The sequence below is a fragment of the Streptomyces spirodelae genome (assembly GCF_017676385.1).
Lineage (GTDB): Bacteria > Actinomycetota > Actinomycetes > Streptomycetales > Streptomycetaceae > Streptomyces > Streptomyces spirodelae.
Genome location: NZ_JAFFZN010000008.1, coordinates 126528 through 143251, shown reverse-complemented (window position 1 = coordinate 143251; position 16724 = coordinate 126528). Strand labels below are relative to the sequence as shown.

Annotated in this window: 12 protein-coding genes and 1 pseudogene; 7 read left to right on the top strand and 6 right to left on the bottom strand. The window is 73.5% G+C overall.

What is annotated here, in order from left to right; all coding sequences use genetic code 11:
• The first annotated feature begins 142 nt into the window (after positions 1-142).
• From JW592_RS11440 to JW592_RS11430, 3 genes and pseudogenes are all read left to right on the top strand, one after another.
• Complete coding sequence (locus JW592_RS11440) at positions 143-1252, top strand: AAA family ATPase (RefSeq protein WP_307805375.1); 1110 nt, start codon at positions 143-145, stop codon at positions 1250-1252.
• Positions 1252-2744 (top strand): annotated as a pseudogene (locus JW592_RS11435) (DUF58 domain-containing protein). Before JW592_RS11440 ends, JW592_RS11435 begins: the two are co-directional and overlap by 1 nt.
• Positions 2741-5134, top strand: a complete 2394-nt coding sequence (locus JW592_RS11430) for a transglutaminase TgpA family protein (RefSeq protein ID WP_209264866.1) — start codon at positions 2741-2743, stop codon at positions 5132-5134. Before JW592_RS11435 ends, JW592_RS11430 begins: the two are co-directional and overlap by 4 nt.
• Before the next feature lie 320 nt (positions 5135-5454).
• On the opposite strand, the gene JW592_RS11425 is transcribed toward JW592_RS11430, so the two are convergent.
• The 3 genes from JW592_RS11425 to JW592_RS11415 form a co-directional block, all read right to left on the bottom strand.
• Positions 5455-5883, bottom strand: coding sequence for an SCO2097 family morphological protein (locus tag JW592_RS11425; RefSeq protein ID WP_209264865.1), 429 nt, complete (start codon positions 5881-5883; stop codon positions 5455-5457).
• A gap of 368 nt (positions 5884-6251) precedes the next feature.
• Complete coding sequence (locus tag JW592_RS11420; protein ID WP_209264864.1) at positions 6252-7028, bottom strand: methyltransferase; 777 nt, start codon at positions 7026-7028, stop codon at positions 6252-6254.
• Between the two features lie 93 nt (positions 7029-7121).
• Entirely contained in the window at positions 7122-7781 is a 660-nt protein-coding gene (locus tag JW592_RS11415) for an SAV_6107 family HEPN domain-containing protein (protein ID WP_209264863.1), read from the bottom strand.
• Between the two features lie 307 nt (positions 7782-8088).
• On the opposite strand from JW592_RS11415, the gene JW592_RS11410 reads away from it, so the two are divergent.
• From JW592_RS11410 to JW592_RS11395, 4 genes are all read left to right on the top strand, one after another.
• Entirely contained in the window at positions 8089-8916 is an 828-nt protein-coding gene (locus JW592_RS11410; RefSeq protein ID WP_209264862.1) for an ATP-binding cassette domain-containing protein, read from the top strand.
• Positions 8888-11065, top strand: a complete 2178-nt coding sequence (locus JW592_RS11405) for a YhgE/Pip domain-containing protein (protein ID WP_209264861.1) — start codon at positions 8888-8890, stop codon at positions 11063-11065. The genes JW592_RS11410 and JW592_RS11405 overlap by 29 nt, the downstream gene beginning before the upstream one ends.
• Positions 11066-11117: 52 nt before the next feature.
• On the top strand, positions 11118-11747 hold the full coding sequence (locus tag JW592_RS11400) for a TetR/AcrR family transcriptional regulator (RefSeq protein ID WP_209264860.1): 630 nt from the start codon (positions 11118-11120) through the stop codon (positions 11745-11747).
• Positions 11748-12052: 305 nt separating this feature from the next.
• Positions 12053-13504: a phytoene desaturase family protein gene (locus JW592_RS11395; protein ID WP_209264859.1), complete on the top strand. Its 1452-nt coding sequence runs from the start codon at positions 12053-12055 to the stop codon at positions 13502-13504.
• A gap of 49 nt (positions 13505-13553) precedes the next feature.
• Here the strand turns inward: JW592_RS11395 and JW592_RS32685 are convergent, their stop codons facing one another.
• The 3 genes from JW592_RS32685 to thiE all read right to left on the bottom strand — a co-directional run bounded on the left by JW592_RS32685 (position 13554) and on the right by thiE (position 16643).
• Complete coding sequence (locus JW592_RS32685; protein WP_229375701.1) at positions 13554-14627, bottom strand: hypothetical protein; 1074 nt, start codon at positions 14625-14627, stop codon at positions 13554-13556.
• 47 nt (positions 14628-14674) lie between these two features.
• Positions 14675-15616: a methylenetetrahydrofolate reductase [NAD(P)H] gene (gene metF, locus JW592_RS11385; RefSeq protein WP_209264858.1), complete on the bottom strand. Its 942-nt coding sequence runs from the start codon at positions 15614-15616 to the stop codon at positions 14675-14677.
• Between the two features lie 193 nt (positions 15617-15809).
• The gene (gene thiE, locus JW592_RS11380; RefSeq protein WP_229375699.1) at positions 15810-16643 is read right to left on the bottom strand and encodes a thiamine phosphate synthase; all 834 of its coding nucleotides are present in this window, start codon (positions 16641-16643) and stop codon (positions 15810-15812) included.
• Positions 16644-16724 lie beyond the last annotated feature (81 nt).

Below are 16724 nucleotides of genomic sequence, written 5' to 3'. Positions count from 1 at the left end.
GGCCACCCGGGAGAGTGACGGGAGGCCCTGTCGCCGTGAAGAATACGCAACAGCGCACACTGCGGGGCCCGGTCGAACGGATGCGGGCGCCTCCGCGGCGGGCGCGTACGGACGGGCACGGGGATGGGGCCGAGGAGGGCCGGTGACGACCTATGACGAGCGGACGAACCTGAGCGAGCTGAGTGCTACCGCGGGGGAGGTACGCCGCTGTGTCGAGTCGGTGATCGAGGGAAAGCCGGAAGTCGTCCGGCTCTCGCTGACGGTGCTGCTGGCCGAGGGGCACCTGCTGATCGAGGACGTGCCCGGGGTCGGCAAGACGATGCTGGCCAAGGCACTGGCCAAGACCATCGACTGCTCGGTGCGCCGTATCCAGTTCACCCCCGACCTGCTGCCCTCGGACATCACCGGGGTGAGCGTCTACGACCAGCAGCGCAAGGACTTCGAGTTCAAGCCCGGTGCCGTCTTCGCGCAGATAGTCATCGGCGACGAGATCAACCGTGCCTCGCCCAAGACGCAGTCCGCGCTGCTGGAGTCGATGGAGGAGCGCCAGGTCACCATCGACGGGCAGACCTATGAGCTGCCCGACCCGTTCATGGTGGTCGCCACCCAGAACCCGGTGGAGATGGAGGGCACCTATCCGCTGCCCGAGGCGCAGCGGGACCGGTTCATGGTGCGCGTCTCCATCGGCTACCCCAGCCCGGCCGCCGAGCTGGAGATGCTCGATGTGCACGGGAGCACCTCCCCGCTGGACGACCTCCAGCCGGTGGCGCACGCCCACGACATCGCCAAGCTGATCGAGACGGTGCGGGGCGTGCACGTCTCGGACGCGGTACGGCGCTACGCGGTCGAACTGGTGGCCGCCACCCGGTCGCACGCCGACCTTCGGCTGGGCGCCTCGCCGCGCGCGACACTGCATCTGCTGCGGGCCGCCAAGGCGTCCGCGGCGCTGGCCGGGCGCGAGTTCGCGCTGCCCGACGACGTGCAGTCGCTGGCCGTTCCGGTGCTGGCGCACCGTCTGCTGCCCACGGCGCAGGCACAGTTGAACCGCCGTACGGCCGAGCAGGTGGTCACCGAGATCCTCCAGCGGGTGCCGGTACCCGCCGTCGGGCCCGGCCCCACGCCGCCCGGAGCAGCCCCGGGCGCGCCCGGTGGTGTGACCGGCCCCTACGGTCAGCCGCAGGCGCCCGGGCACCCGGCGCCCGGGCACCCACCGGCGGGCCGGCCGCAGCCCGGGCAGGCCCGGGGCTACTGATGGCCTACGGACCGGCCCCCGGCGCCCCGCCACCGCCGTCGTCGCCGCCCCCGTCGTCGCCCCCGCCGTCGCCCGCCACCGGCCCGCACGGAGGTACGGGACCACAGCGCGGCGGGCCGTCCGGGAAAAGCGGTACGCAGCCGTACGGGAGCGGGGAGACGCCCCGGCGCGGTGCCGGCCGCTCCGCCGGCGCGGGTCCCGAGGAGGGCCGGGAGAGCCGGGGTTCGCTGCGCCGGGCGTTCGGCGGACTGAGCACGCGCGGCCGCTCCTTCCTGGCGGCCGGGCTGGCGGCGGCCCTGTGCGCGTACGTACTGGGCCAGGACGAACTGCTGCGGGTCGGCGTGCTGCTGGCCGTGCTGCCGCTGGTGTGCGTGCTGGTGCTGCACCGCACCCGCTACCGGGTGGCCGGCTACCGCAGGCTGTCGCCCTCCCGGGTGCCGGCCCGCTCGGAGGCCCGGGTGCACCTGCGGATCGACAACGTCTCGCGGCTGCCCACCGGGCTGTTGATGCTGCAGGACCGGGTGCCCTACGTGCTCGGCCCCCGCCCCAGGTTCGTGCTGGACCGGGTGGAGCCGGGCGGGCGGCGTGAGGTCTCCTACCGCGTCCGCTCCGACCTGCGTGGACGCTATCCGCTGGGCCCGCTGCAGCTGCGGCTGACGGACCCGTTCGGGATGTGCGAGCTGACCCGGTCCTTCAGTACGTACGACACCCTCACCGTCGTACCGCCCGTCGAAGCCCTGCCGCCCGTCCGGCTGACGGGCGAGACCAGCGGCTACGGGGAGGGACGGCAGCGCGCGCTGGCCCTGGCCGGGGACGACGATGTGATCCCGCGCGGCTACCGGCACGGCGACGACCTGCGGCGGGTCCACTGGCGGTCCACCGCGCGCTACGGCGAGCTGATGGTGCGCCGCGAGGAGCAGCCGCAGCAGGCCCGCTGCACCGTGGTGCTGGACACCCGCCGCTGCGCCTACCCCGGCGCGGGGCCCGACTCCCCGTTCGAGTGGGCCGTCGCGGCCGCCGCCTCCGTCTGTCTGCACCTGCTGGAGCGGGGCTGGTCGGTACGGCTGCTGACCGACACCGGGGCCGCGGCGCCGGGACCGGAGAGCGGGGGATTCCTCTCGGAGCCCTCGGACACGGCGGGGCTGCTGCTGGACACCCTCGCCATCGTCGAACATTCACCCGAACAGGGGCTGGCGGGCGCCTATGACGCGCTGCGCGGTGGAGCGGCAGGGAACGAGGGACTGCTGATCGCGTTCCTCGGGGCCCTGGACGAGGAACAGGCCGGCACGGTCGGCCGGATGCGGCAGCGCTCCCACCGCGCCGTGGCGTTCGTCGTCGGCCCGGGCCCCGGCCCGGGGACGGGACTGCGGAGGCACCGCTGCGCGCCCTGCGCGGGGCCGGGTGGACCGCGCTGCCCGGCGGCCCCGGAACGCCGCTGGCCGCGCTGTGGCAGGAAGCCGACAACGCGAGCGCGAGGGGGCTGGAACGATGAGCGGACGGGGACGGCTCGCATGCTGCGCCGCACTGGCGACCCTGACCGCGGCCTGCGCGCTGCTGCCGCTGGTCGACCCGGCGACCTGGCTGCTCCAGGCAGCGCTGCTGATCGCCGTACAGACCGGAGTGGGCGCGGCCACCCGCCGGGTGCCGCTCGCCCGCCCGGTGACCGTGCTGACGCAGGCCGTCGTCTCGGCGCTGCTGCTGACCGTGGTCTTCGCACGGGAGTACGCGCTGGGCGGGTTCCTGCCCAGCCCCGCCGGGTTCGAACGCTTCGGCACGCTGGTCCAGCAGGGCATCGACGACGTGAGCCGGTACGCGATACCCGCGCCGCTCACCGATGGCATACGGCTGATGCTCGTCGGCGGTGTGCTGGTCATCGGCCTGCTGGTGGACACCGTCGCCGTGACCTACCGCAGCGCGGCCCCCGCCGGGCTGCCGCTGCTCGCCCTGTACTCGGTGGCCGCCGGGCTCTCCCAGGGCGGCGCCCGCTGGCTGTGGTTCCTGTGTGCCGCAGGCGGCTATCTGCTGCTCCTGCTGGCCGAGGGGCGCGAGCGGCTCTCGCAGTGGGGTCGCGTCTTCGCCGACCGGACCAGGCCGGGCGCGCCCCCGCACCAGCCGGGCAGCGTCGGCGGACCAGCCATGGCGCCGGTGCGCACAGGCCGGCGGATCGGCGTACTGGCGCTGGGCATCGCACTGGTGGTGCCCGCCGCGCTGCCCTCGCTCAGCGGCGGACTGCTGGAGGACGTGGGCACCGGCGGCCGGGGCGGCGGCGACAAGGGCGGCGGCACCGTTTCCGCCGTCAACCCGGTCGTGGCGCTCAAGAACAGCCTCAACCAGCCGCAGGACCGCACCGCGCTCGTCTACTCGACCGACGGCGACGACGACCAGGAGCTGTACCTGCGCATCGTCGCCCTCGACAAGTTCGACGGCGCCCAGTGGAAGCCCTCCGAGCGGCGCATCGGCGAGATCCCCGACCCGCTGCCGACACCACGCGGCTTGGCGCCCGGGGTACGCACCAGCACGGTCCGCGCCACCATCCAGGCCAGCGACTCCTACGCCCAGGACTGGCTGCCCATGCCGTACCCGGCCCAGCGGGTGCGCGTCGACGGCAAGTGGCGGTTCGAGCCGGAGGGGCGCACCCTGGTCGGCTACGACCGGCAGACCACCCGCGGCCTGCGCTACAGCGTCGAGAGCCTCCAGGTGCGGCCCACCGCCGAGCAGCTGCGCGACGCCCCCGCGCCGCCGCCCGCGCTCAAGCGCGAGTACACCGCCGTCCCCGGCTCGCTCCCCGACGTCGTACCCGAGACCGCACGCAAGGTCACCCGCGGCGCCAAGGACAACTACGACCGCGCGGTGCTGCTCCAGGACTGGTTCGCCAGCAAGGGCGGCTTCACCTACGACACCGAGGTGTCCGCCGGTACCGGCGTCAACGCCATCGCCGACTTCCTGAAGCAGAAGGAGGGCTTCTGCATCCACTTCTCCTTCGCCATGGCGTCGATGGCCCGCACCCTCGGTATCCCGGCCCGCGTCGCGGTCGGCTTCACCCCCGGCACGGCCCGCGGCGACGGCAAGATGGAGGTCGGCTTCCAGGACGCCCACGCCTGGCCCGAGCTGTACTTCGAAGGCGTCGGCTGGACCCGGTTCGAGCCCACCCCCACACGCGGCACCACCCCGCCCTATGCCCAGCCCGACACGCCCGACTCCGACCTCGACCCCGGCGAGGAGCTGCCCGACCGCAGCCGGAACGACCAGCCCTCCGCCGATCCGTCGCCGTCCGACCGGTGCACCGCACAGCAGAAACAGGCCGACCCCGAGTGCGGGCTCGCGGCCCCGCTCCCCGGCTCGCGCGACTCCGACCAGGGGCCGCCCATGGCCGCCGTCGCCGGGCTCGGCGCCGGTGGGCTGGCGGTGCTCGCGCTGCTGCTGGCCCCGATGCTGTCGCGGATGCGCGGACGCTCCCGGCGGCTACGTGACCCGGCCCCGGGCACCGGCGGTCCTGAGGCGGTGCTGAGCGCCTGGCAGGAGCTCATCGACACCGGCTGGGACTACGGGATCGTCCCCCAGGACTCCGCGACACCACGGACCGTCGCAGCGCGGCTGGCCCGGGTCGGAGAGCTGCGGGAGGAAGAGGCCGAAGCGGCGCAACGGGTCGCCCTCGCGGTCGAACAGGTGCTGTACGCACCCGTCCCGCGGGCGGCGCCGGGGATCGCTGGCGAGGTGCGGCGCATCCGGGCGGGGCTGCGGTCCGCAGCCCCGCGTTCCGTGCGGATACGGGCGCTGCTGCTGCCGCCCTCCACGGTGCGGCTCCTGTGGTCTGCGACCCGCAGGGTGCGACGATTGCGGGACGCGTTCCGGAAGCCGGTGAGGGGTGCCCTGTTCCGGTGAGGAAGCCGGTGGGGGTACGCCCATTCCGGTGACGGAACCGGTAGGGGGGCGCCCCGTTCCAGTGAGGAAGCCGATGAGGGGTACGCCCATTCCGGTGACGGAGCCGGTGCGGGGTGCCCCCGTTCCGGTGAGGAAGCCGATGAGGGGTACCCCCGTTCCAGTGACGGAACCGGTAGGGGGGCGCCCCCGTTCCAGTGACGGAGCCGGTGAGGGGCGCCCTGTTCCAGTGTGGGGGTGCCCCTGGCGGTGGCTTGCGAACCGTGGGTCCGTTGTGATGCTCGCGCAGTTCCCCGCGCCCCTTCGGGCGCGGGTTCAGCGTCTCAGTGGGGGCCGTGGCCCTCGTCGCGGCGGCGCTGCCAGCGCTCCTCGATGCGGGCCATCATCGACTTGCGGCTGCGTGGCTGCTGACGGCGGCCGGACCCGGATGGCGAGCCGGAACCCTGCGCAGCCTGGCCCTGGGCCTGTCCTTCGCCCCGCTTGGGGGCCTTCTTCCACCCGGTGACCGCGAGGACCGCGCAGCCCAGCATCACCAGGAAGCCGATGACGCTGACCCAGATCTGCTGAGCGACCATTCCGGCCATGAGGAGCGCGATACCCACCAGAAAGCCCGCAACCGCTTGGTAGACCCGCTTGCGGGTGTACCGGCGCAGCTCACTTCCCTCGAGCGCTGTCGCGAACTTGGGATCTTCGGCGTACAGCGCTCGCTCCATCTGCTCGAGCATCCGCTGCTCGTGCTCAGAGAGCGGCACGGAGTCCTCCTACTCGTCGGTCGCGGGGGCGACCGGATGCGACTCTTTCAGGATAGGCAGGGAATCGCCCCCGTGAAACCCGCCCCTCTACGCCAATTCCTCCCACCACACCCGATATAACGGACGGGGTGCCCACGACGTGTCCCGTTCATTCCCGCACCACCTTTCCGCCATGCCGGACGGTGTGCCTCGATCATACGGCGCGCAGCGGGTGATCGGGCGGTCGCGAAGAGACAGCCCCTGGCCGCGCGGTACGAGCCGGCTGTGACCGCCCGGTACGAGCCGGCTGTGACCGCCCGGTACGAGCCGGCTGTGACCGCCCGGTACGAGCCGGCTGTGACCGCCCGGTACGAGCGGCGTCAGCGGCGTCAGCGGCCGGCGGCCCGGGCCGCGCGGGGCGGGACCTCAGCGAGCACATGCAGCTGGCTGGCGACCGACTGGAAGTCGGGCAGCTCGGCGGCGGCCGCCTCCAGCCGGGCGAGCGCCTCCAGCGCGTCCGGCTCGGTGTCCACGAGCGCGCCGGGCACCAGGTCGGCGAAGATCCGTACGCCGTGCACGGAGATCACCTCCAGCCCTGTGCTGGTCACCAGCGCGGTGAGCTGCTCGGGGGTGAACCTGCGGGGCATCGGGTCGCTCTCGCCCCAGCGCCCGCCGGGCGAGGTGAGCGCGTGCCGCGCCTCGGTGAAGTGCCCGGCCAGCGCCCGCGCCAGCACGGCTCCGCCCAGCCCCGAGGCGAGCACACTGAGCGTGCCGCCTCCTTCGCGCAGCGCCGCGACGGCGTTGCCCAGGCCCTCCGCAGGGTCGTCCACGTACTCCAGGACGCCGTGGCAGAGCACCACGTCGTAGCCGCCGCGCTCGGCCACGTCGAAGAGGCCGCGCACATCGCCCTGGACGCCGGTGACCCGCTCGGCGACGCCTGCCTCGGCAGCGCGGCGCTCCAGCGCGAAGAGGGCGTCGGGGCTCGGGTCGACGACGGTGACGCGGTGTCCGAGGCGCGCCACGGGCACGGCGAAGTTGCCGGTGCCGCCACCGGTGTCGAGCACCTCCAGCTCGGCACGGTCCGCCAGTTTGGCGCGCTGGTCGAGGGCTCCCCTGAGGACGTCCCAGACCACTGCGGTCCGGAGGGTTGCGCTGGGGCGGGACATGGACTGCTCCTCGGCTCAGGGACGGGCGTGCCCCACCCTATTGCCTCCCGGGCCCGCTGTTCCGCCCGGCGGGCCTCTCGTCCGCACGGCGTCTCATCCCGCCCGCCGGTCGCGGGGGTGCGACGGGCGGGCGTGGTGCTCGGTGTGGTGCTCCTCGCCGGTGACCGTGCGGGGCCTGGGCAGGGCCGGCTGGGCGACCAGCATCCGCTCGACGAGCCGGAGGAACATCCCGGCGTAGTGGACCAGGTCGTCGGCATCCCGCCAGCTCGCGGCGCCGACTATGCCCGCCTCCGCGCGGGCGCGGCGGGGAGCCCCTGAGGCGAAGAGGTCCGCCCACTCGGTGAGTTCCGGTGCGACTTCCGGCAGCACTTCCCAGGCGCTGCGGATGCCGGGGCGCCGCGCCCGGCGCGAGGGGGCGCCCCGCCTGCGGGGCGGTGCCGGCTCCGGGCGGCCCCGGACGGCCAGCACGGCGGCGGCCGTGCGGAGCGCGGCGAGGTGCGCTGTGGCGTACCGCTCGTTGGCCGTCTGCATGGCGGCCGCCTCGTCGAGCCCGTGCTGGGCCTGCGCCAGCAGGTCGAGCGCGGCCGGCGGGGCGGTGGCCCGGCGGAGCACGGGGTGGATGTCGTGGGCGTCGCGGGTCTCGCGGGCGTCGGGGGTCGGGCGCGGGTCGGGGGTCGGGGGCGTTTCGGGGTGGCTGGCGGGTGGCGCTGTCGGCTGCGGGGGCGCGGGGCGCGCCCCCGGAGAAGGTCGCATCACGTGAATCAACCTCCCGTCGGTTGATGCCGGTTCGAGAACCGGTCGTATGGGCACATCGTGTCGCATGCCACTGACAATCTGCCCGACCTGGGCAAACGCCGTACGAGGCAGCGAAGTGCCGGACGTGCGGGCGGCGAGGGGACGGCCCGGTTGGCATCCCGGTCGCCGCCTGCTGCATACTTTGAACTGACCAGTCAGTTCAAAAGCGCCGTGCCCGGCGCCGGGGACCGGGCACGGCGCACCCCGGCGGGACGCGATCCGGCGCAGCGGGACGACCCAGCGGGACGACACATCGGGAGGGGCCGTGGCAGACGTGCGAGGAGCCGCCGTCTCGGCGGAGGACTTCGGGCTCGACGGGCCGCGCGGCCCCGTCTTCGAGGGGGTGAGCTTCACCGCCGATGCGGGCTCGCTGATCGCGCTGGCCGGCCCCTCGGGCTCCGGACGCACCTGTCTGCTGCTGGCGCTGACCGGCCGGATGAAGGCTCACCGCGGCCACGCGAAGGTCGCAGGTCATCCGCTGCCCAAGCGGCTCGCGCCCGTACGCCGCATCAGCGCCCTGGGCCCGGTGCCCGGCGTCAACGACCTGGACCCGGCGCTGACCGTCACCGAGCAGCTGCGCGAGCGGGTGCTGCTCCAGCGGAGGTTCGACAGCCCGCTGCGCACCCTGCTGCGCCCCCGCAAGGAGCGGGCCGCGGCGAGCCGGGCACGGCTGGAGGCCGCGCTGGAGACCGCCGGGCTGGACCTGGACACGCTGCCCAGGGGCGGGCGCACGGCCGTACGGGATCTGGAGCGGCTCGATGTGCTGCGGCTCTCGGTGGCGCTGGCGCTGCTGGGGGAGCCGCGGCTGCTGGCGGTCGACGACTGGGACCAGAAGCTGGCTCGGAGCGAACGCGAGGCGGCGTGGGGGCTGTTGCGCACGGTGGCGGAGCGGGGCACCACCGTGCTCGCGGTGTGCAGCGAACCGCCCGCCGAGGGCGCTGTTGTGGTCCGTACCGACAGGACGCACTCCGCCGGTGCACACGGCGACCGGCACGACGACGCACACGGGCACGACGGCTCGCAGGGCGACCGGGACGACGACACGGAGAAGGAGAGGGCGGAGGATGCGCTCGCCGAGGCTAGCCGCGCTTGAGCTGAAGCGGTTCGGCAGGGGACGGCTGCCGCGAGCGGCGATGGCGGCGATGCTGCTGCTTCCGCTGCTGTACGGGGCGCTGTACCTGTGGTCGTTCTGGAACCCTTACGAGCGTCTGGACAAGGTCCCGGTGGCGCTGGTGAACGAGGACCGGGGCGCCACGGTCAAGGGTGAGCGGATCGAGGCGGGCGACGACATCGTCAAGGGCCTGCACGACAGCGACTCGTTCGACTGGCACGAGACCAGCGCAGCGGATGCCCGGAAGGGGGTCGAGGACGGGCGGTACTACCTGTCGCTGACGGTGCCCGCCGACTTCAGCAAGCGGGTCTCCTCCAGTTCGGGCGACTCCCCCGAGACGGGCGCGCTCAAGGTGCGCACCAATGACGCCAACAACTACATCGTCGGGCAGATCTCCCGCACCGTCTTCTCCGAGCTCCGCGCCGGCGCCTCCAGCAAGGTCTCGCGCGGCTTCTTCGACAAGATCTACGTCTCCTTCTCCACCCTGCACGGCAAGACGGCGAAGGCCGCCGAGGGCGCCGACGACCTGGGCGCCGGAATCGGCAAGGCGAAGAAGGGCGCGGGCAAGCTCAAGAGCGGCCTGGGCGACGCGGAGACCGGCAGCGGCGATCTCAAGAGCGGCGCGGGCAAGGTCGCCGCGGGCACCCAGAAGCTGGCCGACAAGGTGAACGGCACCGCCGAGGAGGTGCGGCCGTTCCTCAAGGCGCACAGCGGTGAAGTGGGCGAGGCCGCGCGGGGCGTGGCCCGTACCAGCAAGACGCTCAAGAAGAACCTCGGCAAGCTGCCGGCCGACGCGCAGCGTGCCCAGACCGACTCGCGCAAGGCCGCCGACGCGCTCTCGAAGCTGTACGCGGCACGCTGCGGCAAGGGCCGGCCTTCCGGATCCGGCCCGGACCTACCGGCTCCCGACAGGACCGGCCCGAGCACCCCCGCACCGGACAAGCCCACGCCCGACCTGCCTCTCCCGAGCCCATCCACGAGCCCGTCCACAAACGGGTCCACGAACGGACCCGCGAACGGGTCCACGAGCCGGTCGGGGGCTGCCGCGGGCAAGGCGCCCGCCGACTCCTGCGCGGAGTTGAAGAAGTCCGTCGACGCGGCGGAACGCTCGGCGAAGGTCGCCGCCAAGCTCAACGGCTACGTCCAGAACGAGAAGAACCTCGACGAGCTCGGCCGGCACCTCGACCAGCTGAACCGGGCCGCGAACAAGGTCGCAGCCCGGGCTCCGCACCTTCAGCAGGACGTGGACAGCGCCGTACGGCAGATCAACACCCTCAACAAGGGCGCCCACAAGGTCGCCAAGGGCGCCGGGAAGCTCCACTCGGGCCTCGGCGAACTCTCCAGCGGCGCCGCCACGCTCGACGGTGGCCTGTTCAAACTGGCCGACGGCTCAGGAAAGCTGGCGCACGGCCTGCACGCGGGCGCGAAGCAGATACCGGACTACGACAAGAAGGAGCGGCAGGACCGCACCGGCGTGATGGCCGACCCGGTGGACCTCGCCTCGCACAAGGCCCACGCGGCGCCCAACTACGGCACCGGCTTCGCGCCGTACTTCATCCCGCTCTCCCTCTGGGTCGGCGCGATGATCGCCTACATGCTGCTGCAGCCGCTCAACAAGCGGGCGCTGGCGGCGGGCGCCACGAGCTGGCGGATCGCGCTGGCGGGCTGGCTGCCGGTGGCCGCGATCGGGGTGGCCCAGGTGGCCGCGCTGATGAGCGTGCTGCACTGGGGGCTCGGGCTGCAGATGGCGCGCGGCCTGGCGACAGTGGGCTTCCTGGTGCTGGTCACGGCGAGCTTCACCGCGATCGTCCAGTTCCTCAACGCGCGCTTCGGGCCCGCGGGGCGCATCCTCGTCCTGGCGATGCTGATGCTGCAGCTGACCTCGGCCGGCGGTACGTACCCGATCCAGACCAGCCCCGGCTTCTTCAACGCGCTCCACCCGCTGCTGCCCATGAGTTACGTGGTGGAGGGGCTGCGGCACCTGATCACCGGGGGCGAGCTGTGGCCGGTGTGGCGGGCGTGTCTGGTGCTGCTGGCCTTCACCGCGGGGGCCCTCGCGCTGACGGCCGTCACAGCGCGCCGCAAGCAGGTGTGGACGCTGGACAGGCTGCGCCCGGAGATCTCGCTGTGAGGCCGGGAACGCACCGCGCCGACCCGGTCGGCCCCGAGGGGAGAATGGCCGCATGACGAGTGCCCGCACCACCACGCCACGCAGCCGCAGCGCCACCAGGGACAAGCTCTTCCAGGCGGCGGTCACCCTCATCGCCGAACAGGGGTTCTCCTCGACGACCGTCGAGGAGATCGCCGAACGGGCGGGGGTGGCCAAGGGCACGGTCTACTACAACTTCTCCAGCAAGACCGAACTGTTCGAGGAGCTGCTGCGGCACGGTGTGGCACTGCTGACCGCCGATCTGCAGCAGGCCGCCGAGGAGACGGCCCGCCGGGGCGACAGCCGGGTGGACGCACTGGACTCGATGGTCCGCGCCGGCCTGCAGTTCATCGACCGCTACCCCGCCTTCACCCAGCTCTACGTCGCCGAACTCTGGCGCACCGGACGGGCCTGGAACGACACCCTGCTGGTGGTACGCAAGGAAGCGGTCGCCGTTGTCGAGGGCGTCCTGCGTGCCGGGGTCGCCGAGGGCGAGCTCAGTGAGGACATCGACATCCAGCTCACCGCTGCCGCCCTGGTGGGGATGGTGCTGGTCGCCGCGCTCGACTGGAAGGCGTTCCAGCCGGAGCGCTCCCTCGAGGACGTACACGGCGCACTGTCCCTGCTGCTTCAGGGCCGGGTCGGCGGAAGCCGGCCCCGCTGACCGCGGAACCGGCCGCCTGAGCGAGGCGGCCCCGTCCCCACCGGGACCGCCCCGCCTGCGCGGGGGGTGGCTCGCGGAAGGGCGTCGGCACCGTTCCGCGGCCCCGTGTCAGCGGTGCGGCCCGTGCCCTTCCGTCGCCCTCCACTCTGCCGCCCGCCCGGATGGCGCCCCATCCGTGCGCATACTCAAGATCCCCCTGAGTACGAGTACCTACTATCGCGCCGAGCGCCGTCGCGGCGGGCAAAGGGGCGCCCTGCCGCGACGGCGGAGAGTGGTCGGGGTCGGGGGCTCGATAAGGTCGGGGTATGCGGGTTGTGGTGGTCGGGGCTGGGATGGGTGGGATGGCGGCGGCGGCTCGGCTGGCTGTCGCCGGGCACGAGGTCGTGGTGCACGAGCGGGCCGGGACCCATGGCGGTGCCGTGCGGCGGTATGCGCGGGACGGTTTCGGGTTCGACACCGGGCCGGGGCTGCTGCAACTTCCCGCCGTCTACCGGGATCTGTTCGTCAAGACCGGCCGCGAGCGGCTGGAGGACCGGGTGGAGCTGGTCCAGGTGCCGGTCACAGCCCGGCATGTGTTCGCCGACGGGACGTCCGTGACGCTGCCGAACGCCTCCCGGGGCAAGGTGATCGCCGCGCTGGACGATGCGCTGGGCGCCGGTGCGGGCGAGCGGTGGGCCGGGATGCTGACGCGGGCCCGCGAGGCGTGGGAGGCCACGCGCCGGCCGCTGTTGGAGGAGCCGCTGCGGGACGAGCCCTCCTCGCGGGGTGCGCTGGCCCGGGACAGGGCCTATCCGGCGCTGCGGAAGAAGGGGCTGCTGGGCCGCTTGCGCACTCGCCGGGCGGGAGGTGCCGCCGGTCCCGCACTGGCCGAGATCGCCCGGGACGAGCTGCGCGATCCGCGGCTGGCCGCGATGCTGTGCGGCTGCGCCTGGGCGCATGGCCTGGACCCGGCGGAGGCTCCGGCGAGCGCCGCCGTACTGGCGTATGTCGAGGACACCTTCGGCACCTGGTACGTGCGCGGCGGTATGCGGGTGCTCGCCGACGCGCTGTACGAGCGGTGCCGCGAGCGGAAGGTGACCTTCCACTTCGACAGCGCCGTGACGGGCGTACGCGAGAAGGACGGGCGAGCATCCGGGGTGGAGCTGGCGGACGGCTCGACGGTGGACGCGGATGTGGTCGTCGCGGGGGCCGGTCCGGGCGCGCCCGGTGGCCAGGGCGGCAACGGTCGTGGCATGGCCCGGTTCACGGTGCTGCTCGCCCTGCGGGGCGCCCGCCCCGAGGGCACGCCGCACCGGACACTGGTGCACCGCGCGGAGGCGCCGGGGCAGCCGCTGACCCTGCTGCGGCCTGACGATCCGGCACTGCGCCCCGACGACGAGCACGAGGCTGCGGTGCTCACGCTACCGGTGCCCCCCGGCACAGGGACCGGGTCCGGTACGGCCGGGGAGTTCGTCGAGCGGCTGCTGACGCTGACGGACGCCGCGGGGCTGGGACTGAGCGAGCGGCTGCTCTGGCACGACGTACGCACCCCCGCCGACTACGAGGCGGAGACCGGCGCCCCGGGCGGCCTGGTGCCGCCGCCCGCCCTGCCCGGTGCCGGTGGCGCTTTCCTGCACCCGGCCAACCCGGCCCGGCTGCCGGGGCTCTACGCGGCGGGCGGCTGGTCCCATCCCGGCGGCGGCCTGCCCGCGGCCGGGATGAGCGGGGCCATGGTGGCGGGGCTGGTGCAGGACCCGGAGTGGCGCGGCTCGGTCTGACCGACCGGCCCCACGCGGGTACGTCTCCGGCCCGGGGACCGCAGGTGGCTCAGTACTGGCCGCTGCCGTAGTAGTCCGGTGGGTACTGCGGCGCCTGCTGCGGATACGGCTGGGGCTGCGGCTGCGGCTGCTGGTGGGAGGTATCGGTGCCGTAGTAGTCGCCGTATTCGCTGCCGCCGTACTCGTTTCCGTACTCGCTCCCGTAGCCGCCGTAGGGCGGCGGTTCGGCCGGGGGGAGCGGGGCGCCGGAGTCGCGCTGCTGGGGGACCCAGACGCCGCCCGGCGGTGTCTCGGGCACATCGGGGTAGTACGGCTGCTGCTGGGCGGGCTCCTGGGGCGGCGCGGGGTAGGCGTACTCGTCCGCGTAGCCGCCGCCGTAGCCGCCGTAGGGGTCCGGATACTCCTGGTAGGCGGGGTGGTTCTGGTACGCGGCGGAGTCCCCGGCGCCGGGGGCTTCGGGGTAACCGGCGTACGGGTCGGCGTACTGCTCGCCGCTACCTGCCGCCTCCCCGTAGGCGTACACCTGCGTCTCTTCCGCCGCGGGCACGGGGCCGGGTACCGGCGCCGAAGGGGGCATCGCTCCCGGGTGCCCGCCGAAGACGGAGGTCTCTTCCTCGTAGCCGTCGGGGCCGCTGTAGGCGCCATATCCGGCGTACGCGTAGTCGGTCCCGGCTTCCTGCCCGTACGGGGGTGCGGGCTCCTGGCCGCCGTAGCCCTGCGGGCCGTAGTCGTCCACCGGGTCGGGCACCGGCATCGTGCCGGGGGCCGGTGCGGCGCCGGGGCCGTGTGTCTCCAGTCCGGTGACCTCCAGGGATGCGGTGTCCCGGCCGGTCACCGTGCCCGCGCGGCGGCGCCGGCTGGAGCCGGGGCCACCGCCGAGCGACCACCCGGCGGTGAACCCGCTCCGCACCGAGAGCGTGACGAACGTCTGGCCGACGGCGAAGGCCGCGATGCCGACCCCGATCACGATGACCGACGGCAGCACCGTGCCCACCACCACGCCCAGGAACCCGGCGAAGGCCAGCGCCCGCCAGCGCAGCCGGGCCTTGTACTGGAGCAGGACCTCGCCCAGCAGCCACAGTGCGACGACGCCGAACGCGATATAGAGGACCGTCCAGCCCATCTACGCCCCTCTTCCCGCTCCCGCCGCCCCATGGGCGGCTCCGTGACTCAAGCCCCCTTGCGGAGGCCCAGGTTAGCCCTCTCCCGAAGGCCGAGATTCTGGTGGATCTCAAGCGTCGCCGTGGAGTGGTTGAGCGTGATGAAGTGCAGCCCCGGGACGCCTTCGGCCATCAGCCTCGCACACAAGTCTGTGGCGTACTCGATTCCGACCGAGCGTACCGCCGCCGGATCGTCCTGTACCGCATGGAGCCGCTCGATCATCCCGGTCGGCAGGGTGGCGTTGCTCAGCTGCGCGAACCGCTCGATCTGCTTCACGTTCGTGACGGGCATGATCTCCGGGATGATGGGCGTGTGGCAGCCGGCCGCCGCGACCTTGTCCCGCAGCCGCAGATAGTCCTCGGCCCGGAAGAACATCTGGGTGATCGCGTAGTCGGCACCGGCCTTGCACTTGTTCACGAAGTGCCGGATGTCGCTCTCCCAGTCGGTGGAGCGCGGGTGCATCTCGGGGAAGGCCGCGACACCGACGCAGAAGTCGCCGGATTCCTTGATCAGCTCGACGAGCTCGGAGGCGTAGTTGATCCCGTTGGGGTGCTTGACCCACTCCCCCAGCGGGTCGCCGGGAGGGTCGCCGCGCAGCGCGAGCACATTGCGGATGCCCGCGTCCGCGTACTGCCCGATGACGTTGCGCAGCTCGGCCCGCGAGTGGTTGACCGCGGTCAGGTGCGCGACCGGGGTCAGCGTGGTCTCGTTGGCGATGCGCTCGGTGTTGCGGACCGTGCCCTCACGCGAGGAACCGCCCGCTCCATAGGTGACGGACACGAAGGTCGGGGACACCGCCTCGATGCGGCGCAGCGCGTCCCACAGCGTCCGCTCCCCCTTGTCGGTCTTCGGCGCGAAGAACTCGAAGGAGAAGGACTGCTCTCCGCTCGCGAGCAGATCACGCACAGTCGGCGGACGGTCTGTCCTGGGAGCTGAGATACCGATGGCCATAACTGCAGGCTAGCGGCCTGGCCTGCAGAGCGACTCGACACTGACGCATTAAGGGGTGATCTGTCCGTTTCCCGGATGGCCGATGTCCACCTGTTGGACGGAGGGGCCACCCCGTGTTACGGGAACGGCCACGTCAGGGCACCGGTGGCCGCGAGGGGCGGCCGCAGCGGGGGCGGCCACGGGGCTGCCGGACCTACCGGTCGCCCTCGGCCGCCTCCCGCAGCCGCCGCGCCAGCGAGGCCGCGGCAGCCCCCGGATCGTCGGCCCGGGTGAGCGCGCGGACGACCACCGCCCGGCGGGCACCGGCCTCCAGGACCTGACCGAGATTGTCCGCATCGATACCGCCGATGGCGAACCACGGCCGGGACGCCGGACTCGTGCCGGTACGGGCGGCAGTGTGACGGACGAGATCCAGCCCCGGTGCGGGGCGGCCCGGTTTGGTGGGGGTCGGCCAGCACGGACCGGTGCAGAAGTAGTCGACGCCCGGCTCGGCCAGCGCCGCGTCCGCCTCCGCGGCCGAGTGGGTGGACCGGCCGATCAGCACCTGGTCGCCGAGCAGCGCGCGGGCCGCGGGCACCGGCAGATCGCCCTGGCCGAGATGGAGCACGTCGGAGCCGGCGGCGTGGGCCACGTCGGCGCGGTCGTTGACGGCCAGCAGCGCGCCGTGCCGACGGCAGGCGTCGGCGAGGACCGCGAGGTGCTCCAGCTCCTCGGCCGCCTCCATCCCCTTGTCGCGCAGCTGGACGATGTCCACACCGTTCGCCAGCACGGCGTCCAGGAACTCGGGCAGGTCGCCCTGCTCCTTACGGGCGTCGGTGCACAGGTACAGCCGCGCCGCGGCGAGCCGCTGCCGGACTCCGGCAGAAGCGGCGGAGTCGGCGGAGTCGGGGGCCGCGGCATCGGCGGTCACGGCGGCGCCGGGCGCGGCGCCGGGCGCGGCGCCGGGCGCGGTGCCGGGCGCGGTGCCGGGCGCGGTGCCGGGCGTGGTGCCGGGCGTGGTGCCGGGCGTGGTGGTGCTACGGGACATGGCGCGGTGGTTCCCCCCGTGCGGGGGTGCGCGGGCCCACGAGCGGACCCGCGCACCCGGTGGTGTCGGTGTTCTCGTGCT

What these genes read in the sequence shown, in the direction of transcription:
- JW592_RS11430 (WP_209264866.1), top strand. Translation starts at nt 2,741, where the DNA reads ATGAGCGGACGGGGACGGCTCGCATGCTGCGCCGCACTGGCGACCCTG.
- JW592_RS11420 (WP_209264864.1), bottom strand. Translation starts at nt 7,028, where the DNA reads ATGTCCCGCCCCAGCGCAACCCTCCGGACCGCAGTGGTCTGGGACGTC.
- JW592_RS11415 (WP_209264863.1), bottom strand. Translation starts at nt 7,781, where the DNA reads ATGCGACCTTCTCCGGGGGCGCGCCCCGCGCCCCCGCAGCCGACAGCG.
- JW592_RS11405 (WP_209264861.1), top strand. Translation starts at nt 8,888, where the DNA reads ATGCGCTCGCCGAGGCTAGCCGCGCTTGAGCTGAAGCGGTTCGGCAGG.
- JW592_RS11400 (WP_209264860.1), top strand. Translation starts at nt 11,118, where the DNA reads ATGACGAGTGCCCGCACCACCACGCCACGCAGCCGCAGCGCCACCAGG.
- JW592_RS11395 (WP_209264859.1), top strand. Translation starts at nt 12,053, where the DNA reads ATGCGGGTTGTGGTGGTCGGGGCTGGGATGGGTGGGATGGCGGCGGCG.
- JW592_RS32685 (WP_229375701.1), bottom strand. Translation starts at nt 14,627, where the DNA reads ATGGGCTGGACGGTCCTCTATATCGCGTTCGGCGTCGTCGCACTGTGG.
- metF (WP_209264858.1), bottom strand. Translation starts at nt 15,616, where the DNA reads ATGGCCATCGGTATCTCAGCTCCCAGGACAGACCGTCCGCCGACTGTG.
- thiE (WP_229375699.1), bottom strand. Translation starts at nt 16,643, where the DNA reads ATGTCCCGTAGCACCACCACGCCCGGCACCACGCCCGGCACCACGCCC.